The sequence below is a fragment of the Psychrobacillus insolitus genome, assembly GCF_003254155.1.
Taxonomy (GTDB): Bacteria; Bacillota; Bacilli; order Bacillales_A; family Planococcaceae; genus Psychrobacillus; species Psychrobacillus insolitus.
Genome location: NZ_QKZI01000004.1, coordinates 165,005 through 185,093 on the forward strand (window position 1 = coordinate 165,005; position 20,089 = coordinate 185,093).

The 20,089-nt window shown below is 37.8% G+C and carries 20 protein-coding genes and 1 pseudogene; 10 read left to right on the forward strand and 11 right to left on the reverse strand.

Annotated features, from left to right (window positions below; genetic code table 11):
- Nucleotides 1–32 precede the first annotated feature (32 nt).
- The 6 genes from C7437_RS11265 to C7437_RS11290 all read right to left on the reverse strand — a co-directional run bounded on the left by C7437_RS11265 (nt 33) and on the right by C7437_RS11290 (nt 6,458).
- Nucleotides 33–848, reverse strand: a complete 816-nt coding sequence (locus C7437_RS11265; protein WP_111439806.1) for a uroporphyrinogen-III synthase — start codon at nt 846–848, stop codon at nt 33–35.
- 52 nt (nt 849–900) lie between these two features.
- Nucleotides 901–1,710, reverse strand: coding sequence for a formate/nitrite transporter family protein (locus tag C7437_RS11270; protein WP_111439807.1), 810 nt, complete (start codon nt 1,708–1,710; stop codon nt 901–903).
- Nucleotides 1,711–1,996: 286 nt separating this feature from the next.
- Nucleotides 1,997–3,424 (reverse strand): MFS transporter, encoded by a 1,428-nt coding sequence (locus tag C7437_RS11275; RefSeq protein WP_211310012.1) that lies wholly within the window; start codon nt 3,422–3,424, stop codon nt 1,997–1,999.
- A 124-nt stretch (nt 3,425–3,548) separates the two neighbouring features.
- Nucleotides 3,549–4,760 (reverse strand): FAD-dependent monooxygenase, encoded by a 1,212-nt coding sequence (locus C7437_RS11280; protein ID WP_111439811.1) that lies wholly within the window; start codon nt 4,758–4,760, stop codon nt 3,549–3,551.
- Entirely contained in the window at nt 4,750–5,169 is a 420-nt protein-coding gene (locus tag C7437_RS11285; protein ID WP_111439813.1) for an acyl-CoA thioesterase, read from the reverse strand. Before C7437_RS11285 ends, C7437_RS11280 begins: the two co-directional genes overlap by 11 nt.
- 14 nt (nt 5,170–5,183) lie before the next feature.
- Complete coding sequence (locus C7437_RS11290; protein ID WP_111439814.1) at nt 5,184–6,458, reverse strand: phenylacetate--CoA ligase family protein; 1,275 nt, start codon at nt 6,456–6,458, stop codon at nt 5,184–5,186.
- Between the two features lie 212 nt (nt 6,459–6,670).
- Between C7437_RS11290 and C7437_RS11295 the strand changes: the two genes are divergently transcribed.
- Together C7437_RS11295 and C7437_RS11300 are read left to right on the forward strand one after the other, a co-directional pair.
- Nucleotides 6,671–7,459, forward strand: coding sequence for an IclR family transcriptional regulator (locus C7437_RS11295; protein ID WP_111439816.1), 789 nt, complete (start codon nt 6,671–6,673; stop codon nt 7,457–7,459).
- The gene (locus C7437_RS11300; RefSeq protein ID WP_111439817.1) at nt 7,440–8,219 is read left to right on the forward strand and encodes an IclR family transcriptional regulator; all 780 of its coding nucleotides are present in this window, start codon (nt 7,440–7,442) and stop codon (nt 8,217–8,219) included. The genes C7437_RS11295 and C7437_RS11300 overlap by 20 nt, the downstream gene beginning before the upstream one ends.
- Before the next feature lie 107 nt (nt 8,220–8,326).
- Here the strand turns inward: C7437_RS11300 and C7437_RS11305 are convergent, their stop codons facing one another.
- The 3 genes from C7437_RS11305 to C7437_RS11315 form a co-directional block, all read right to left on the reverse strand.
- A complete protein-coding gene (locus C7437_RS11305) occupies nt 8,327–8,941 on the reverse strand; it encodes an RraA family protein (protein ID WP_111439818.1) in 615 nt (204 codons plus the stop codon).
- A gap of 45 nt (nt 8,942–8,986) precedes the next feature.
- On the reverse strand, nt 8,987–9,625 hold the full coding sequence (gene trhA / locus C7437_RS11310; RefSeq protein WP_111439820.1) for a PAQR family membrane homeostasis protein TrhA: 639 nt from the start codon (nt 9,623–9,625) through the stop codon (nt 8,987–8,989).
- A gap of 296 nt (nt 9,626–9,921) precedes the next feature.
- Nucleotides 9,922–11,199, reverse strand: coding sequence for an L-lactate MFS transporter (locus C7437_RS11315; RefSeq protein ID WP_111439821.1), 1,278 nt, complete (start codon nt 11,197–11,199; stop codon nt 9,922–9,924).
- Between the two features lie 273 nt (nt 11,200–11,472).
- Here C7437_RS11315 and C7437_RS11320 point away from each other — a divergent pair, with 273 nt between their 5' ends.
- The 7 genes from C7437_RS11320 (at nt 11,473) to bioB (ending at nt 16,944) form a co-directional block, all read left to right on the forward strand.
- A complete protein-coding gene (locus C7437_RS11320) occupies nt 11,473–11,796 on the forward strand; it encodes an ArsR/SmtB family transcription factor (RefSeq protein WP_111439822.1) in 324 nt (107 codons plus the stop codon).
- 20 nt (nt 11,797–11,816) lie between these two features.
- Nucleotides 11,817–12,179, forward strand: coding sequence for an arsenite efflux transporter metallochaperone ArsD (gene arsD / locus C7437_RS11325; RefSeq protein ID WP_111439823.1), 363 nt, complete (start codon nt 11,817–11,819; stop codon nt 12,177–12,179).
- On the forward strand, nt 12,179–13,957 hold the full coding sequence (arsA, locus tag C7437_RS11330) for an arsenical pump-driving ATPase (RefSeq protein WP_111439824.1): 1,779 nt from the start codon (nt 12,179–12,181) through the stop codon (nt 13,955–13,957). The genes arsD and arsA overlap by 1 nt, the downstream gene beginning before the upstream one ends.
- A complete protein-coding gene (locus C7437_RS11335; RefSeq protein WP_111439825.1) occupies nt 13,954–14,238 on the forward strand; it encodes a Fe-S cluster assembly protein HesB in 285 nt (94 codons plus the stop codon). The genes arsA and C7437_RS11335 overlap by 4 nt, the downstream gene beginning before the upstream one ends.
- A gap of 13 nt (nt 14,239–14,251) precedes the next feature.
- Nucleotides 14,252–15,040, forward strand: a complete 789-nt coding sequence (locus C7437_RS11340; RefSeq protein ID WP_111439826.1) for an arsenite methyltransferase — start codon at nt 14,252–14,254, stop codon at nt 15,038–15,040.
- Between the two features lie 315 nt (nt 15,041–15,355).
- Nucleotides 15,356–15,934 (forward strand): biotin transporter BioY, encoded by a 579-nt coding sequence (locus tag C7437_RS11345; protein ID WP_111439837.1) that lies wholly within the window; start codon nt 15,356–15,358, stop codon nt 15,932–15,934.
- Entirely contained in the window at nt 15,931–16,944 is a 1,014-nt protein-coding gene (gene bioB, locus C7437_RS11350) for a biotin synthase BioB (RefSeq protein ID WP_111439827.1), read from the forward strand. Before C7437_RS11345 ends, bioB begins: the two co-directional genes overlap by 4 nt.
- 132 nt (nt 16,945–17,076) lie before the next feature.
- Here bioB and C7437_RS11355 read toward each other — a convergent pair whose 3' ends face one another.
- On the reverse strand, nt 17,077–18,231 hold the full coding sequence (locus C7437_RS11355) for a YecA/YgfB family protein (RefSeq protein ID WP_111439828.1): 1,155 nt from the start codon (nt 18,229–18,231) through the stop codon (nt 17,077–17,079).
- A 321-nt stretch (nt 18,232–18,552) separates the two neighbouring features.
- Here C7437_RS11355 and C7437_RS11360 point away from each other — a divergent pair, with 321 nt between their 5' ends.
- Nucleotides 18,553–19,548 carry a PQQ-dependent sugar dehydrogenase gene (locus tag C7437_RS11360; RefSeq protein WP_111439829.1) on the forward strand — a complete coding sequence of 332 codons (996 nt, stop codon included), beginning with the start codon at nt 18,553–18,555 and terminating at the stop codon, nt 19,546–19,548.
- 163 nt (nt 19,549–19,711) lie between these two features.
- On the opposite strand, the pseudogene C7437_RS16995 reads toward C7437_RS11360, so the two are convergent.
- A pseudogene (locus tag C7437_RS16995) lies at nt 19,712–20,089 on the reverse strand (hypothetical protein); the annotation flags it as partial.

The following is a 20,089-nucleotide window of genomic DNA, read 5'->3' on the forward strand; positions in this document are numbered from 1 at the left end:
TTTCGCAATTCCTGAGTTGACTAGTCACCATATTATTTTAAATTTGCTTCGTAGTAATGTGCAAGCTCTACAATCATGGCTCCCATCCGCTCATTTTCAGGCATGACATACCGCTCAATTCCCTCTTCTTTTAAAGCCTCTGTGGTGACTTTACCTACGGAAACAGCCACTGTTCGTTCTTTAAAAGCTTGCGAAATATCAGTCAAGCAACCATTTTTTCTCGCAAACTCAAAGAGTGAATGAACTTGAACCTTCGTCGTAAAACATACAGCATCTACTTGTCCATCTAATAGTTCCTTATATAAGGTTGCAATTGGTTCTGTTTCAGGTGCTATATGTTGGTAAGGAAGAATTGTCTCTACAATAGCCCCTTTGTTTTCAAGAAAATCAATTAATCGAGGTGCTGATTCACCATGAAGCTGAACGATTACACGCTTTCCAGAAAAATCTTGGTTTTCAAGAGTTTTTATCAATCCCTGAGTCGTTCCGTCTTCATCAAAAGCTACTGGTTTAATCCCCAAACGCTTAAGTACACCTGATGTTTTATAGCCTCTAGAAGCCACCTGTGCTTGCTGGATTCTTGCTAGGAATGCCTCTTCTATACCCATTTTTCCAGCTAAACTTATAAGTGTTTGAATACCAATTCCCGTTGTGAATACAAACCAATCTGCTCCATCATTTACTACCCTTTGCAACGAGGGCTCTACTTCCTTGTCTGCTAAAAATACAGTTCCTTGAAGTGGACGACTAAGCGGAATTCCCCCCCGTTTTTCAATTAATGTACTTATTTCTTCAATTTTACGGGAACCACCAATTACTACTTTCTTTCCCTCAAGCCCTTTTAGCATTCACTATTCCTCATTTCATATTTTTAGTTACAGCGGGTTCTGTTAAATGAGCTTATATTAAATTCTTCTTCTCTGCTCCTCGGTGCGTAACGTATAATGCAAGTCCAGTAAATAGTAAACCACCGACAAAGTTTCCAATCAGAACTGGAATCAGATTCCATAACCACCAATCACCCATCGTAACATTGGCACCGAGCATCATTCCCGCAGGTATAACAAACATATTAACTACTGCGTGTTCAAATCCTTGTGCAAAAAAGATTAAAATTGGTAGCCACATTGCTGCTATTTTTCCAATAGTTGATAGTGATGTCATCGCTACAACAGCTCCTAGACATACTAGCCAGTTACAAAGGATTGCTTTTACAAAAACAACAAGCATTCCACTAAACCCTAATGCCGAATATGCTAATGTTTTTGCCTCAGCCACGTTGACGATCTTTTGGGCAACAGCATGATCAGCTACGGGTATATTTCCTAAATGGGTTGCTGAAATCACATATAATAATGCATATAGAGAAGCACCTATCAGATGACCAACAATAACCCAGAAAAAGTTAGTCAACATTTCCTTCACTGTTGCTTTCTTTTTCAAAACAGCCAATGGCACTAAAGCGAAACCTCCAGTAACCAGTTCTAAACCAAGAAGAATGACTAGGACAAAACCAGCAGGGAAAAGAAGCGCTCCTATAATCCCCAATTGTGTTTGTGTTTCTGCAGTATACGCTAAAGTGGTTGCAACTCCAAGCAACGCTCCAGCTATTCCCCCTCTTATTAATAAGTCTTGAATAGGTAGCTTGGCTTTGACAGCACCTGATTGAACCATACTTTCTATTACTTGATCCGGCTTTACATACGTCATCTTCGTTCTCCTTCTTGGTGATATTTTCTAAATTAAGCGATTTACATCATTGTCTTCTACTTCCTAATATTACCAGAATATTATCTAACTTCGCTATACAAATTCTATTTAATAGTTGTTCCATTTTCATAATGAACCCTTACCAATCTTTTATTTAAACTATTCTACCATATTTGACCAGTGCACTCAGTGATGTACTATAATTACACAGTTCAGCGCCCTTGCTACTACCAAAATTTGCGGTAGTAGCAAGGGCGCTGTTTATGTTAGCTATATTAATATAAATTTATTGTAAAACTGGTTTTAATTTCGTTGAACCAACACCAATTAAAATAATACATACACAACTTAAAGCTATTAAACCGCCATCTAATAATAGTGGCGCTGTCCACTCTCCAGTTTTATCACGTAAAACTCCTGAAAGAACTGGTGATAGTAATGCGCCAATTTCAGCGATTAAGTTCCAAAGACCAAACGCGGAACCACGATGCTCTACTGGTGCTAAATCGGAAATAAATGCATGTTGAATGGATTGTACAGCAAAGAATAATGTACCTGATACAAATAAAATCGAAGACATAATAATTAAACTACCATGACCACTCATCAGATAGAATGTGAATGCAAAAACGGAAATTGCAAATATAACTGTAAGAATGAATAAAATATTTCGACGACCGTTTTGTTTTAACGCAACTTTATCAGAGATCCAACCACCTAATGGGAAACCAATTAAACCAGCAATAGCATTAAATGAAGCTACTAATGCCGCGGTCGTTAATGTACTTCCACCAAAATCACTTACAATTGAAACAGACCAGAAACTGTAAAACCATAGATGCCACATAATAGGAATAGCAGATATGTATAATAGCATTAAATTACGGTTTTTTAATACCGGACGAACTTCTGGCTTCGTATTATAAATATATGCAATAAAAACAAAAGCTAATAGTGTAAAAATACCTGCAATAGCACCTTCATTAATTTGCATCTTATCTGTGATTATGTAAACCGCCATAATAATTATTAAAAATACAATAGAATATCCTGCCAAACTAGATACCGTTTTCTTCATACTAGAATTCTCGGTATTTAAGCTCTTCGGAATGACAAATGACATAACTAGAGCAACAACAATTGTTACAATCCCCAATGCAATGAATGGAAACTTCCATGCGTCATTCCCTAAAAATGGAACAGCAAATTCAATTAAGTATATTGTTCCTACTAAACCTAATGTTAGACCGACAGAAAGACCACTCATAACAAGACCCATTCCAAGTCCAAGCTTTTTCGGCGGTGTTACCTGCGCGATTAGCGATCGGTCATTTGAATAGAACGCACCTTCTCCTAATCCCGTTAATACACGTAGTGCAACGAATACAAGCAACCCGCTAAATAAACCTGTTAATAGTGTTGTAATACCTGCCCACATAATACTTAAAATAATCATATTACGATAGCCATACTTATCCCCAAAATATCCACCAGGGAATTGCGTTAACATATAACCCGCAAAAAATAAGCTACCTAACAAACCAGCTAGAGCGTATGGATCTGAAGCATTTTCTAAAAATGCAACATCATTTTCAATCATCCATGTTACTATCGGCCCTGTAAGTGTTCGATCAAAATACGCAAATATCCATCCTATAAAGAGCATTCCCCATACTCTCTTATAAGGTTGTGTTGATTCTGTTGATTGTGACAATATAATCTCCCCCTTAATAAATCTCCAAATCATTTTTTGGGTAATTGAAAACAGTTCGGCAATTTTTTAGGCCGAACTGTTTTCAAACAAATCTACTTAAGTATTTTTACCCCTTCAAAATGAATTAGTACTTAGTTGACAGTGCTGGTGGACCAGAACGCGGACCAAATGGACCTTCGTCTAACCATTTACCTAAAGCTGGAATGTGCGGTGCTAAAAATGCACTCATTTCACGTTTCATCTTAATCTCTTCATTTGTTCCTTGAATATGCTCTAATGCTAAGTTCGAACATTCACGGTTGTATAATCCTGCACTTAATCGTTCGTTTGCTACTGCATCAATGGCTGCATGCGCTTCCTCGATTGTTTCAGCTTGTAATGCTTTTGCAATTCCAGAAACAGCGACTGTTGCATCTGGCACACCAGAGTTTAAACCACGCGCTCCAAATGGCGCAAATAAATGTGCTGCTTCACCCGCTAAAATAACACGGCGGTTTTCATCCGTAAATGTATCTGCCACCACTTGATAAAATGTATAGCTAGAAATCCACGTAATACGATCCGCATATTTAGCATCCATTACTTTTGGAAGCCATTCACGAACACCTTCCTCTGAACCGTAATACTCACGGTCATCATCTTCGAATAGTTGAAGGTCGACACGCCAACCGCCTGCAAATGGAACGTACATAACGTTACGGCCACCCATATCTGGATGTAAGTAATGGAAAATACGTTCAACTGGCAATGGATTTTCTTTGTCTTCTGTGACATCTACTACGATGAACGTATCGCTCGTACGTGGCCCTTCAAATTTAATGCCGAGTGATTGACGAACAACTGAACGTGCACCATCCGAAGCAATCACGTATTTTGCTTGCCATGTACCGTTTTCTGTTTCAACTGTGGCACCATCATTTGATGTCACAACATTTGTTACTGGTTCACCCCAAATAAACTCTATGCCAACTTCTTGGCAGGCAGCGAATAGCGCCTTTTCTATTTCATGTTGATGTAAACTCGAGAATGCTGGCATCTTATTCACTGCTGGTGGCTCATACACGCGCTTATACACTTCGTCTCCACGATACAATGTTTTCTTAACCGGCCATACGATTCCGATATCCGCTAACGTAAAGCCTAAACCTGGATAAATACCTTCTAATAACTTTAACGTGGCACCATGAATATAAATTGCACGGCTTCCTGCTCGCTCGCGTCCTTCTGGCTCTGCTTCAATAATTGTTGCTTTAATCCCTTGCTTATGTAGCGCTAGTGCTGCTGTCATCCCTACTGGACCTGCTCCTACTACTAATACTTCACGTTCATTTATCATTTTTTTCCCCTTCTTCCTGTTGGTGTAATTTCAATGTAACTTGTTCTGGGATCGCTACTGCCTTAGGTTTGCCATTTGCAGTTGATACCCACGCACGTACTTCATAACCTTTTGCTACCAGTTGTTCTTCACAATAAAATTGATGAGATAATGTAAAAACTTTTTCTTTTATTAATACAATAGTTGTTTGAATATTTACTCTAGCATTGAACTCAAGCGCTTTTTTAAACTCACAATGCGCTTCTAATAAAGGGAGTGCAATATGCTCTCTGAACAAATCATCGGTCGGATACCCGATTGCTGAAAAAAATTCATGCGTGGCTTCATCCATCCATTTATAAAAATTAGGATAAAACACAATTCCCGCAGCGTCGGTATCTCCCCACTTCACTTTTAGCGTATATTCCATCTACATTAACCTCCTTAAACTGTTACTTTTATGGAACGATTATCCATTACACGACGAGCTTTCATTGTAAAACGTGGCAAAGAATCTGTTTCTACTTGTTCCACTTCGATTCTAAGTCCAATACGATTCCGCAACAGCTTAGCTAGCGTAATAACCACTTCTTCTGGACCTTCAATTTGCAATTTTAGTTGATCCATTTCATGTTCTGTATAATAAACGATGCGGAATTCTTTAATAGCATCGAATTCACGAACGATTGCTTCAATAGAAGATGGATATATATTCACCCCTCGAATAATAACCATGTCGTCCGCACGTCCAACTATGCCTCCAGGTAAAAATAAAAACTTATTCCCACAAGCACAAGGTGTAGGGTCATAAACAACGGCATCCCCTGTACAATAGCGAATCATTGGATAACCAAGACGCCCAAGATTTGTCAATACAAGCTCTCCCCGTTCACCGGGTGCTACATGTTCTAATGTCTCTGAGTTAATGACTTCAACAATAAACTGTGCTTCGTTGACATGTAATCCTTTTTGTTCATTACATGAGTAACCATATGCACCCATTTCAGTCATACCAACATGATCGTATAACTTAGCTCCCCATAAACTTTCAATTTGAGCACGTGTCGAAGGGACTGATCCTCCAGGTTCTCCAGCTGTTATAATTTTTTCAATCGAAGAATTCTTTAAATCAACGCCTAGTTTTTCTGCTACCTCTGCTAAATGTAGCGCATAGCTTGGTGTGCATAATAATACGGTTGCTGCATTATCTAGCATACTATTTAAACGCTCTTCCGAAGACATGCTTCCTCCTGGAATCGCCATACCTCCTAATTTCTGTATTGCTTCGTGCGCGGCCCAGAAACCAATAAATGGTCCAAAAGAAAATGCTAAATACGCACGATCATTCATTGTCACACCCGCCGATTCGAGTACTTCCACCCAACAATCCGACCACCAATTCCAACTTTCAGTAGTATCAAGTACTTTTAAAGGACGGCCAGTTGTTCCTGATGTTTGATGATATCTAATATAGCTAGCCTCTGGATAAGAATGATTACGACCATATGGTAAATACATGTTTTGGTCGTCTGCCAATTCTTTTTTTGTTACAAATGGTAAACTCGCTAAATCATGTCTCGACGTAATAGGCAATTGAATACCTTGAAATTTTTCTTTATAGAATTCATTAAAACCAGAAACAAAAACCAAAAGTTCATTTAATTTGTGCATTTGATACGATTTAAGATCTACCTTTGTTTCATGAACTTTATGATTCATTCAAAACACCCCTTTTACTATTTCACAACAAATTTCTTAAAATAAAGAAAATTTGATGAATATTGTTTATACAAGAATAATACGAGCAATAACACCGCTTGGAAAGGCTTGCATTCCTCTATGTGGAACAATAAATAAATTATCATACAAATTATGAAGATTTACTTTGTGAAAGATGTTATTTTTAATTAATAAAGGAAGGAGTATTTTATATGACACGTACACCAAACAGCTCATTAACAAATGCGCTTCATATTTTAAAAAGCTTTTCAATTGATGAACAGGAATTAACATTATCTGATATTACCGAGCGTATTGGCGTATCCAAGAGTACTGCTTGTCGCTTGGTCCAAACACTGGAAAGTGAAGGTTTTATTAATCAAAACACTGGTTTTAATACATATAGTCTTGGCTCATCCATTTTAGCGTTATCCAACACGGTAGTAGATCAGATTGCCATTTTAAAAGAGACAACACATTTTTTAAAAAAATTATCGATGCAAACAAAAGAATCTGCACATATTGCTATTTTAGAAAATACGGATGTTATTTATCTAAAGAAAGAGGATAGCCAATATCGCGTACAATTGCGGTCCCATATCGGCAGAAGAAATCCAGCTCATTGTACGGCTTCTGGTTTAGCTATATTAGCCCAGTTAAATCCGCATACTGTTGATATGCTCTACCCTGAAAAGTTAACTCGCTACACACAGTATTCCCTTGCTACTTTGGAGCAGCTACAACAACAATTATCTATCTTTAGGAAACAAGGCTATGCTGTGACGAAAGGACATTTCATCGAAACAATTATTGCAATTGGTGCTCCCGTTTATAACAAACAACATATTGCATTTGCTTCGGTCAGCGTAGCAGGGCCAATAAAACGTATTTTACCGAATATGGATAAAATAATTGAACATGTCATGACGACAAGTAAACAAATTACACAATTTATACAAACACACGAAAAGGAGATTGACCTTGAAACATTCATTAAATGAACAATATTTCATTATTTCTGTGAAAAATGCAATGCGCATTTTACGACTCTTCACTCCTAAAGCGCCCGAGTTTGGAATTACTGAAATTACGAAACGTTTGAATTTATCGAAAGGGACTGTGCATCGCTATGTAAAAGAGTTGGTACAAGAGGGTTTCCTCGTGCAAAATACTTCGAATGATTTATACCGCCTTGGTTTATCTATTCTCGCACTTGGTGGAATCGTTCAATCACATAAAGAAGCATATGAAGATGCAAAGCCAATTCTTGTAGACCTAGCTTCACGCTTTAATTTGCCAGCACATATTTGTGTCATGGAGCACAATAAAGTCGTCTATTTATTGCGTGAGATGAGTGAACTTTCGATGAAGCTAGTTACGAAAAGTGGACGACACAATGATTTACATTGTACCGCAGAAGGACTTGCCATCTTAGCATTCAAAAGTCGAGCGATTATTGAAAATGTCACTTCCCAACCTTTAAAAAAGTATACGGAATTCACAGTAATTAGCCCCATTCAGTTAAGACAAGTCATTAACCAAATCCATTATGATCAATTTGCTATCACAAAAGATACCTATGCCGTTGGGTTCATAAGCTTTGCGGTACCTATTAAAGATTACTCAGGCGATGTCGTTTCTTCTTTGGCACTAATAGGTGAATCGAAGTACATTCATGAGTCCCAGTACGATGAAATAATTGCAGTTCTCCAAAAGAATGCCAAAGAAATTTCGGAAATGCTTGGCTATTATGACGAATAATAATAACACCAACTACAAGGACACATAGTCGAAAGCTACATAATTACCATGAAAAGAAAATGAGCCGAGAAAGTGACTAACGTCGCTTTCTCGGCTCATTTTTCTTTTCAGTCAAGCACACTATTCAAATAAGCAAGAGCAGTCTCCCGGCTTACATTATATTTCTCTTCTCTCTCATTATCTTTTTCTATCTTTTTCAAAGTAGATTGCAGAACCTCTTCTTTGTTCGCTTTTGGAATGACAATAACGCCGTCTGCATCTCCAACAATGATATCTCCTGGACTAACACTTACTCCACCACTTGAGATAGTTACTTGCAGTTCACCCGGAGCAGCTTTTACACTTGCCGCTACAGTAGATGCTCGGAAAAATACTGGGAAATCTAAGTCTCTGATTCCTTGTATATCACGAATAGCTCCGTCTATGACAATACCTTGTAATCCCATGTTTTTGGCAAGTCCTATAACAAAATCCCCTGCAACAGCTCTGTTCGTAAATCCTTTTCCGTCAACTACCAAAATATCACCAGGCTTTGCTTCTCTTATACCCCGTAAAACACCAGTATTATCTCCTGCAGGAACATTAACTGTGAATGCTCTACCAGCTATTTTGTCACTATCTCTTAACGGTTTAATAGCTGAATCCATATGGTTAATTCCTTTTAACGCATCCGAAATTGCTGTTGTTGGTAATCCGTAAAACTTTTCTTCAATTGATGACATAATACATTTCCTCCTCTTAAAAAAAGTTGATAATTACATTATAACTTATGGTAGTAAAGTCATCACTGCAAAGAAAAGCAACGCAGACGCGACGAGCACAAATAAATGCCACACTGCATGATGATAAGTAAACCCACGCCACACATAGAAAACCGCTCCAATTGTATAAAGCACCCCTGCAATCGCAAGCATTGCCAGTCCTTCTGTCGACATATTCTCTACAAGCGGATTCCACCCAAACACAATTAGCCAACCCATTACTATGTATAGTAACGTTGACGTATTCAAGAAACGTTTCACAAAAAACGCCTTAAACACAGTACCTGCAATCGCAAGCCCCCACACAATCCCAAATAACGTCCAGCCAAGTGGCCCTTTCACTGCAAGGAATAATAAAGGTGTATACGCCCCCGCGATGAAAAAGTATATAGACGAGTGGTCCATTATTTCAAACACATCTTTCGCACGACCTGCTGGAAACGAGTGGACTAGCGTAGACGATACAAACAAAATCACCATTGTAGCACCGAACAACGTAAAACTTACAACATGCCACGCAGTTCCATGCATCACAGCAGACACGATCAAAATAACGAGTGCCGCCACACTTAAAAGAGCACCAATTCCATGAATAATCGAATTTGCAATCTCCTCACGCTTTGAAAATATATGTGTATTACTCATCTTTCCTCATTCCTATCTAGTCATTCTGTTTACCATATCTTATCACGTTGTACGCAAACCGGGCAGTTACACATGTAACTTATGTAGGTGCAAGTCACACATTTGATTCATTTTTTTAAACATCTATAAAATCCTGATCTGCGCTGATTTCCGTTACGAGCGAACGCTTTCCGTGACAAATAAATAAATCAATTATTGACAACTAAAATTCTTCACCGACGTCATTTGACAAAGAACCAAAAATAAAAGATGGTGATCATTTAAAAATGATCACCATCCGCTATTAGTTATTATTATTAAACTGAAGTTGAAACGTCTCCTACTACTGATGATTGACTCTCTGCTTTTTGTTTTACCGCTTTTCTAACATCAGCACGAAGTACTAGAGAAATTACAAAGGAAAATGCAATTAGCCCAGTAAATACATAGAAAACAGGTATATAACTATTTGTCATATTTTTAACTACACTAACAATAAGTGGACCGAAAATCCCACCTAGAGACCATGTTGTTAATAAATAACCATGAATTACACCTAATTGTCTCGTTCCAAATAAGTCGCTGGCAAACGCTGGTAAATTGGAGAAACCACCACCGTAACAACTTACAACTAAGAAAATAAACAACTGGAATATGATTACGTTCGTTGTAAACGGCAATAAGATAAATGTAACTAATTGGATACTAAAGAAGATTACAAAAACATTAGATCTCCCAAGGTAATCTGAAGCAGCCGCCCATAGTAATCGACCACCACCATTAAATAATCCCATTAGCCCAACCATCGCTGCAGCTCCTGCTACAGACAAACCAACAATTTCTTGCGCCATTGGAGAAGCAACTGAAATCATCATAATACCAGCCATTACATTAAATAAATGCATTGCCCAAAGCATCCAAAAATGCTTCGTTTTTACGGCTTCTCTCGCTGACATTTGAGCTAAATCTTGCTTGATCTTTTTCTTTCCACTTGCTGCTGCAGCCTTCATACCCTCAGGCATATAACCTGGTTCTGGTGGCGCAATATACGAAGCTCCTAAAATCATCAATACAAAGTAACTAGCTCCTAGTATGAAGTATGTAGTTGAAATACCTACAGACTGCATTAGATTTGCTGCAATTGGTGCTGTAAGAAGTGCACCTGAACCAAACCCTAAAACTGCCATACCTGTCGCTAAACCTCTACGATCCGGGAACCATTTAACTAAAGTTGAAACTGGAGCAATATATCCAATCCCCATCCCTAAACCACTTAAAACACCATATGTTAACCAATATAAAGGCACTGAGTCTATTAAAATCGCAACCCCTGCACCAGATTGTCCTAAACTAAATAGAATTGCTGCAAGTATCGCCGATTTTCTTGGACCAAATTTCTCTACTAAATTACCAAACAATGCTGCTGCAAAACCTGCAAGCCCCATCATAATAGTAAACGCGATCGTTACCTTGGTTTCACTCCAACCCATTTCTGTTACGATTGGCAATTTATAAACACTGTACGCATATGCCCCCCCAATTGAAAGGTGGATTGCTATTGCTGATACTGCAATTAACCATCTGTTTTTATTCATATAATTGCTACCCCTTTTCTTGAAAATGTGAACATTTTTCGAAACTTCGACTATTCAAGATAACACTAATTATGAATAAAAATCAATACTTTTTTAAAAAACATTGTTTTCTGACAATAGGATTGTTTCGTATGAAAGAGAAAATGTGTTTAATAGGGCAGAATTTTTATGTTTAATCATTTTCCCCCTTCATTAGAGCACTCTATTTCACTTGATTTTTTCATTACATAAGCATATCCTTATATTATAAAATAGTATGTATGAGGTGACGATATGGATGCATTGATGAAGATGGAGAAACAGTTAAAAGCTGTAAGCGATGCCAATCGTTTAAAGTTGCTCGCTTGTTTAAAACAAGGCGAAGTTTGTGTATGTGATTTAGTGGATGTATTACAAGTTTCGCAGCCTGCCGTTAGTCAACAACTCCGCAAGTTGAAAGAAGCAGATATTATATTAGAACGAAAAAGAGGTACATGGAAGCATTATCGTTTGAATGAGGAACAGTCTCCGTTTATCCAAGCAATTATTGATGACTTAGAGCCAGTTTCAACTGAAAACTGTAGCCCAGAATGTTCTATAGAAGAAAAAATCATTTAATTATAAAGGAGAGATTTGTGATGAATTCTATTAAAATGTATGACCCAGCTATGTGTTGTTCGACTGGGGTTTGTGGGCCTTCCATTGACCCTGAGTTATTACGTGTTTCGTTTGTTTTCAATAATTTAACGAAACGCTCTTATTCGATTGAACGGTTTAATTTGTCGAATGATCCTACTGCTTTTATAGACAATATTCTTGTAAATACGCTATTAAATGAAAAAGGAGTCGACAGTTTACCGATTATCTTATTAAACGAAGAAGTGGTGATTTCTGGTCGGTATCCAACCAATGAGGAATTTGAGAAATGGACGGAAATTTCTGCAGAGGAATTAATCCAAAAACCTAGAATTCGCCTGTCTACGAAAGTGGTAAAACTCTAATGGAACGCTTTACGACAGAACATTATCCGAAAACAAAGTTCCTATTTTTCACTGGGAAAGGTGGCGTTGGAAAAACGTCTGTTGCTAGTGCCCTTTCCTATACGCTATCACTAGAAAACAAAAAGGTACTACTCGTTAGTACGGACCCTGCATCTAACCTACAGGATATTTTCCAACAGGCTTTAACGAATACACCTGTATTAATAGAAGGAACATCCCACTTATATGCCTTAAATTTAGATCCGATTCAAGCTGCGGAAGATTATAAAAACCAAATGGTGGCACCGTATCGTGGGAAATTACCTGAAACAGCTATTCAGTCCATGGAAGAACAAATGTCAGGTGCTTGCACAGTAGAAATTGCCGCATTCAATCAATTCTCTGCTATTTTAACAGACGCTTCCGTTCAACAAAATTTCGATGTCATCGTTTTTGATACTGCTCCAACGGGACACACATTACGTTTGCTACAATTGCCAATGGCTTGGACAGGATTTTTAGCAGATAATACTTCAGGAGCTTCTTGCTTGGGTCCATTAGCTGGATTAGAAGGACAGAAAGTTATGTATAAGAAAGCTGTTGAAGTACTAGCAGATGGCAACCAAACGACGCTTATGCTCGTTACTAGACCTGAAATTAGTCCGCTAAGAGAAGCTGCTAGAGCCTCTATTGAACTAGAAGCAATCGGTATAAAAAACCAACAACTACTTGTGAATGGTGTATTTGAACCAAGTGATGCGAATGATTTATATGCAAAAGTATATAAAGAACGTCAACAAGCATCTCTTCTACAAATGCCTGCACAATTAACGCAATATCCTATATACAGCTTGCCTTTAGCTCCCTTCTCCATTACAAATCTAGAACGTATGGAAAAACGGATAACTGACAAGCCACTAGAAGAGACCATATCTACTGAGCCGATTCGACAAATTACTACAACTTCTCTTCAACAGATGATTAGTAATTATATTGAAAATCCAAAACGTGTGATTTTCACGATGGGAAAAGGTGGCGTTGGAAAAACAACCGTTGCAGCTTTAGTCGCTTTAGGACTTGCGAACAAAGGAAAACGTGTCCATTTAACAACGACTGATCCTGCCGCGCACCTTAGTTGGGTACTTGGAGATGAACTTCCAGAGAATTTGACGATGAGCAGCATTGATCCAAAGGAAGTACTCGCAACATATAAAGAAGAGGTATTGAGCAAAGCCCGCGAAACGATGAATGAAGACGGCTTATCATTCGTCCAAGAAGATTTAGAATCTCCTTGTACAGAAGAAATTGCCGTATTCCGTGCATTTGCCAATGTTATTGAAGCACACCAAGATGAAGTGGTAGTCATTGATACTGCACCAACTGGTCATACACTTCTATTATTAGATTCTTCTGAGTCATACCATAAAGAAATTAGTCGCTCATCTGGTGAAGTACCTGTAGCAGTTCAGCATTTATTGCCTACCTTACGCAATCCAGAAGAAACTAGCGTTATTATCACGACGTTACCCGAAGCAACTCCCGTCTATGAAGCGGAGCGCCTACAGCAAGACTTACAACGCGCTGGACTTACCGTTCACTTTTGGGTCATCAATCAATCATTTTCTTTGATTCAAACAAATGATCATTTACTAAAACGCAAAATAATAAGTGAGCAGAAATGGATGGAACGAGTGGATTCATTATCTAATAGTCACACCGTACTTATTCCATGGAGCCTAAAAGAACCAAAAGGATTAGAAGGATTACACTATCTATTACAGGAGGAACAAACTTTATGAACATGACAGAACAAGCAAAAACGTATATTCAACAAGCAATGGTGGAAAACGCAGTAGATACGATTCGATTTTATAGCGTAGCTGGTTGCTGCGGATCTAGCTTAGCCGTGGCATTACAACCTGCGGAAGAAAGTGATCTTGTGGAAATCATTGATGAGGTCAAAATTGCTATTCAACCAGAAATGAAAGAAGAATTAAGTAATGTAACCATCGCTACAGAAGAAGATAACGGCGAATTGAGTCTTGTGTTAGAGGGATATAATCCTTCTGCTTGTTGTTAGGGGGGAATTTCTAATGACTGAAGTTAAAAATGATGAAGTCCGTCAAAGCGTCCGAAATAATTATAAACAAATTGCATTAAAAGTAATTAATACGGATAATTGTTGCGCACCAGAAGAAAATCAAACTAGTACAGTGGCAGAAATCTCTCAAAAGTTAGGCTACACACCTGATGAGCTTGCAAGTATTCCAAACGGTGCCAACATGGGACTCGGTTGCGGAAATCCTCAAGCAATTGCTGATTTAAGAGAAGGCGAAACTGTCTTAGACTTAGGTTCCGGTGGAGGTTTCGACTGCTTTTTAGCTGCTCCAAAAGTGGGTACAACCGGAAAAGTAATTGGTGTCGACATGACGCCTGAAATGATTTCAAAAGCTCGCACTAATGCAGAGAAATCTTCTTACACACAAGTAGATTTTCGTTTAGGAGAAATTGAAAACTTACCCGTGGCGGACCAAATAGTAGACGTCATTATGTCAAATTGCGTGATCAACCTATCACCAAACAAACAACGTGTATTTGAAGAAGCATACCGTGTCCTAAAAGTAGGCGGTCGCTTAGCCATTTCAGATATTATCTTAACAACAACTTTACCTGAAGAAATGCAACAAAACATGGAGCTATATACTGGCTGTATCTCTGGGGCATCCCCTTTGAACCAATTAACAGCATTTCTAGAGACAGCTGGTTTCAAGGATATTCGTATTACACCAAAAGACGATTCGAAGGAATTCATTAAAGATTGGGCTCCTGGACAAAACGTAGAAAACTATATCGTATCTGCCATTATTCAAGCTGTGAAATAGAAGTTTTTGCTTAAATGGACAGAAACTTTCTCTATACGGTCGTATTTTTATTTATACGGTCACAAATTTTTCTATCCGGTCACATTTTTAGATTTACAGTCACAACTTTATTTTCAGTCACTAGAAGGGCTTCTGACAAAATGTCAGAAGCTCTTCTTTTTGGGCATAGATAATCCTATCATAATTTATTAATTCCTCGCAAAATGTGTTAACCAAATAATTAATTATGTTTACACAATGGATTTTTATACATATAATTAAACTTGTACAAAAGTTTAAGGGGTGATTTATTTGGTCAAGTCAAAGTTACATGGGATGATTCTTGCTTCACTATTTGCTGCTTTAATGGGGATTGGAGCAAATATTACATCCTTACTACCATTTTTCGTTATCGCTGGAGTACCAATTACTTTTCAGCCGGTTGTTAGTTTACTCGCCGGTACGTTACTTGGGAAGAAATACGGAACTCTTGCAATGGCGCTTTATTTATTCATTGGGCTAGCTGGAATTCCAGTTTTCGCACGATTTAGTGGTGGCATTAGCGCTATCCTTAGCCCTACATTTGGCTTTTTGTTAGCATTCATTTTGGTTGCCTGGATAGCAGGTGTTATAACCGAAAAAAGTAAATCGTTTAGGTCCATATTAGTTGCATCACTTATAGGAACAGTGGTCGTTTATATAATTGGAACTAACTGGTTGTATTTAGCGTATAAGTTCTGGTTTGATGCACCAGAAGGTTTTTCTTACGAAATGGCTTGGACGATAATGATGGTTCCATTACCAAAGGATATCGCTTTATCTATCCTATCCACGATGATTTCTTACAAGGTACTTCGAGCATTTCCAACAATGGAGCATAGCAGTACAACTATTAAACATGAGGTGATCAGATGAATTGGCATTCACTAGCAGAACACGTTTTAAATGGACATGAACTAACTCATCAGGAATGTATTGATTTCTTACAAGCAGATAGTAAAGAAACGCTCTCACAAATAGATGCGGCCTATATGATTAGACACCATTACTATGGGAATGATGTCAAACTAAATATGCTGATTAACACAAAGTCAGGATTATGTCCTGAAAACTGTCGTTATTGTTCCCAATCCTCTGAATCCAGCGCGCCAATAGAAAAGTATAAAATGATGACGAAAGAAGAAATTGTAAAAGGTGCACAACGAGCTGCAAAACTTGGAGCTGGCACGTTCTGTATTGTTGCGAGCGGAAGAGGGCCCAGCAGACATGAACTAGCGATTGTTAAAGAAGCGGCTAGAGAAATTAAAGAAACATTGCCGCTTAAACTATGTGGCTGTCTTGGAATCCTTGCAGATAATCAAGCAGAAGAACTAAAAGAAGCTGGCATCGATCGATATAATCATAATATCAATACATCAGCCGAGTTTCACGAAAATATAGTGTCTTCTCATACATTCGATGATCGTGTGGGAACAGTCGAAAAAGTAAAACAAGCTGGAATTTCTCCATGTTCAGGTATTATCATTGGAATGGGCGAATCTACAGAAAATATTATTAGTATGTTGCATACCCTTCGTTCTTTAAATGCAGATTCTATACCGATAAATTTCTTACATGCTATAGAAGGAACAGCTTTTGAAAACAAAACGCCTATGACCCCTATATGGTGTTTGCGAATTGTTGCACTTGCACGATTCATACTTCCAACAAAAGAAATTCGAATTGCTGGTGGTCGCGAATTAAACTTACGCTCCCTACAACCAATGGCTTTATATGCAGCCAATTCTATTTTCCTTGGTGACTATTTAACAACATCTGGCCAAGAATCAGAAAAAGATTTGAAGATGATTGAAGACTTAGGGTTTACTGTAGAAAAAGATGCATTTGCCCGAAGTGCAGAAGATCTTCAGGAATTGCATAATTAATTACAACATTCCTATATTGCAATGAACACCTGGTATTATAAGAAATACCTCACATTATTTCTAAAAACTCTACAAATAAAAAAGGCAGTGCAAATTCGTAATCGAATTGCACTGCTATTTTTTATATTTTTATTAACTTGCTTGCCCACAGCACTTTTTGTATTTCTTTTCACTGCCACAAGGACATGGATCATTTCTGCCGATTTTTTGCGATATCGCTGGAACTGATTTGTTAGTTGAAAGTTCATTTTGTTCTTCAATTTCTAGGGCAACTGTCTTCCAGTGCACCATTTCTGGATGTGTACGACCCATTATTTTGTAAAAGCTATAAAGTGTTTGCTCTAGGTCAATCATGCCACCAAAGTATTCATTTTCTAGGAAATCTTCTATAATTGGAAATGCTGCTTCTGTGAAGTGTGCAGTAAGAGCTTCAATAACGAGTTCTTTTCCATCGTCATCTAGCTTCGAATAACTTTCTATCAGCACTTCTTCCGCGCGTTTTGTTTTTGTTTCTTGTAAAATTCCTACAGCATATATAAACGTCTCTGCTTTCATTGCAAAAGAAGCAACAGCATTAACTACTTCATCAGATTGAAACTTGCTCAAGGCTATTGCAACTTCTTCTAGTAAAATATCTTCATCTCTTGCAAGTAAACTAGCTAACGTGAGGATATACTCCGACAATTGTAAAACACCAACTGCCCGTACTCCTAAAACACCATTAATCGAAAACAAATCATCTTGCATTTCATGTTTTAATATTGCAGCTACTTCCTGCTCCCCGTAATAACCTTTTTCAATGAGAACATCTTGCAATTTCTTTGCTTTCTGGAATTCCAGAGGATTGAAGCTATTACCTTCTATATTTTTCACTATCTCCACATATGCTTCCATAAGTGATTTTTCGTCACCTAATAGTAAAAATCGACAAAATTGAATATATTTCTCACCAATATACGTCTGGAATTCTACTGCATGATCTACAATCGTTTGCGCAGATAAATTCATGACATACTGGAGCACTAAATGGCGATGTGTTGTAGGTACCTTCTTTAACAGATCTAATAATACTGGTAAGGACTCGTCATTTACATTCTTTTCATGTCCCCAGGCTAGTATGCTATTTCTTTCTTTTGGTTCAGCATGAAGAGCACTAGTTAATTGTTGGTTGACAATTTCAGACGGTGTATAGGGAAACTCATGTAGCATAAAAGATGCAAAATCGCGCACCAGTAATTCATCGTCATTTACATATGGTGTAACTTTGTTTAAAAATGCTTGACTCATTTAGTTTCCTCCTCTGATTATTGTCTCTTAAACTATATATTGATTGTTACTTCTTCATTGTCCCTAAGTATAATTGAATTGTCCAGAATTTTTACTTTATTTTTTTAAAATAAACAAAGCTACCTTAACTATATGTTATTACTGCTATACATAGTGCAAACGCCATCCCTAATAATTTTCTTTTCATCTGCTTTCTCCTCTTTCCTAATTGCTTTATACGTATGAGTATAAATGTTCCAGATGAAAATTAGATGAAATTCAGATAAAAAAAGGAGAATATAATTAGAAAAGAGAACTACTAGAGAATAAGGAGGGATTACGATGAAAAAGCTAATACTCTTATCATTGATATTATTTGGCTGTACAAATGAGGAATTTGCAAATGAGAAATTAGTAGCTGAACAGGTGGCGACAAATCTAGATATTCCTTGGTCGATCAACTTATACAGAGATACTTTCTATATTTCAGAACGTGTTGGAACCATCGCAAAAATCACATATGATGGTCAGGTTGCACATGAAAAAGTAACACTTTCTGATCCACTTTCTGGAGCCTCAGAAGCTGGGATTCTAGGGTTTGCCCTAAAATCAAATTTTGAGCAGTCGCAGGAAGCATTCGCTTACTATACTTACGATCAAAATGGATCTACATTCAATCGAGTTGTAACGATTAAATATGAAAACGGAACTTGGCAGGAAACAGAAATCCATCTAAACAATATCCCAACAGGTAATATTCATCATGGTGGTCGTCTAGAAATCGGCCCAGACAACTTGCTCTATGTAACAATCGGAGACGCAGGAAACCCAGAAAACGCACAAGCACCTGTCATGAACGGAAAAATTCTACGCATGCAAAAGGATGGTTCCTTTGAAGTTTATTCCACCGGACATCGTAATCCACAAGGACTTGCCTGGAACGAGGATGGTATTCTTTACGAAGCTGAACATGGGCAATCCGCAAACGATGAGATCAACATAATTGAGCAAGGAAAAAACTACGGATATCCGATAATTGAAGGCACTCAGACAAAAAATGGCTATGCCACACCAATCATCACTTCTGGTGCAAATGAAACATGGGCTCCCTCTGGTATCACATTCCACAAAGGAAAACTGTATGTAGCCACTTTAAGAGGAGAGTCTATCAAAGTTATTGAACCATCCACGAATAAAATCGAACGCTCCATCACTGGATTCGGTCGTATACGTGACGTGTATTCAGATGGAAATTCCCTTTACTTCATTACCAATAATACAGATGGACGAGGAGCGCCTAGCGTAGATGATGATGTGTTGTATCGATTAAATGAATAACTTTCTGTAAACTAAAAAACATCGCGACTTAAGCCACACCTAATCTTCCAGTAAAACGTCCTCCCTCATCTATAAGTACTCTTTATGGAGGCCTTATAGATATTTGTGACCGTATAGAAAAATTTGTGACCATATAAATAATAATGTGACCGTATAAATAAATTTATGACCGTATAGAATTTTTTCTGTCCATATAGAAATTTTTCTGACCAGATAGCGTTTTTTTATCCATTTTATATTTAGTAGCTTTTCCTTTTCCACTAATTATTAAATCCATACCTTGTAAAATTCTAGTCACTGTCTGATGCTGACCCACCTGTAAAAATTTACGACAATCACTATTAGACATTTGTACACCGATTAGTACAAACCATTCCTTAACAGCTGCTAGATGGGCCTCTGAGTCCCTATGTGAACATGTAGGACACTGCCAAGTTCTTTTAATTTTAACCATCCCAAACTGCTCACATTTTCCACACTGCACACCAGTCATCAAATCGCTTGGATTGATTCCCCATCTCTTACACATTGGATAAGGAAA

What these genes read in the sequence shown, in the direction of transcription:
- C7437_RS11335 (WP_111439825.1), top strand. Translation starts at nt 13,954, where the DNA reads ATGAACATGACAGAACAAGCAAAAACGTATATTCAACAAGCAATGGTG.
- C7437_RS11320 (WP_111439822.1), top strand. Translation starts at nt 11,473, where the DNA reads ATGGATGCATTGATGAAGATGGAGAAACAGTTAAAAGCTGTAAGCGAT.
- C7437_RS11305 (WP_111439818.1), bottom strand. Translation starts at nt 8,941, where the DNA reads ATGTCATCAATTGAAGAAAAGTTTTACGGATTACCAACAACAGCAATT.
- C7437_RS11340 (WP_111439826.1), top strand. Translation starts at nt 14,252, where the DNA reads ATGACTGAAGTTAAAAATGATGAAGTCCGTCAAAGCGTCCGAAATAAT.
- bioB (WP_111439827.1), top strand. Translation starts at nt 15,931, where the DNA reads ATGAATTGGCATTCACTAGCAGAACACGTTTTAAATGGACATGAACTA.
- C7437_RS11265 (WP_111439806.1), bottom strand. Translation starts at nt 848, where the DNA reads ATGCTAAAAGGGCTTGAGGGAAAGAAAGTAGTAATTGGTGGTTCCCGT.
- C7437_RS11315 (WP_111439821.1), bottom strand. Translation starts at nt 11,199, where the DNA reads ATGAATAAAAACAGATGGTTAATTGCAGTATCAGCAATAGCAATCCAC.
- C7437_RS11355 (WP_111439828.1), bottom strand. Translation starts at nt 18,231, where the DNA reads ATGAGTCAAGCATTTTTAAACAAAGTTACACCATATGTAAATGACGAT.
- C7437_RS11280 (WP_111439811.1), bottom strand. Translation starts at nt 4,760, where the DNA reads ATGATAAATGAACGTGAAGTATTAGTAGTAGGAGCAGGTCCAGTAGGG.
- C7437_RS11295 (WP_111439816.1), top strand. Translation starts at nt 6,671, where the DNA reads ATGACACGTACACCAAACAGCTCATTAACAAATGCGCTTCATATTTTA.
- arsD (WP_111439823.1), top strand. Translation starts at nt 11,817, where the DNA reads ATGAATTCTATTAAAATGTATGACCCAGCTATGTGTTGTTCGACTGGG.
- C7437_RS11345 (WP_111439837.1), top strand. Translation starts at nt 15,356, where the DNA reads ATGATTCTTGCTTCACTATTTGCTGCTTTAATGGGGATTGGAGCAAAT.
- C7437_RS11285 (WP_111439813.1), bottom strand. Translation starts at nt 5,169, where the DNA reads ATGGAATATACGCTAAAAGTGAAGTGGGGAGATACCGACGCTGCGGGA.
- C7437_RS11290 (WP_111439814.1), bottom strand. Translation starts at nt 6,458, where the DNA reads ATGAATCATAAAGTTCATGAAACAAAGGTAGATCTTAAATCGTATCAA.
- C7437_RS11270 (WP_111439807.1), bottom strand. Translation starts at nt 1,710, where the DNA reads ATGACGTATGTAAAGCCGGATCAAGTAATAGAAAGTATGGTTCAATCA.
- arsA (WP_111439824.1), top strand. Translation starts at nt 12,179, where the DNA reads ATGGAACGCTTTACGACAGAACATTATCCGAAAACAAAGTTCCTATTT.
- C7437_RS11360 (WP_111439829.1), top strand. Translation starts at nt 18,553, where the DNA reads ATGAAAAAGCTAATACTCTTATCATTGATATTATTTGGCTGTACAAAT.
- trhA (WP_111439820.1), bottom strand. Translation starts at nt 9,625, where the DNA reads ATGAGTAATACACATATATTTTCAAAGCGTGAGGAGATTGCAAATTCG.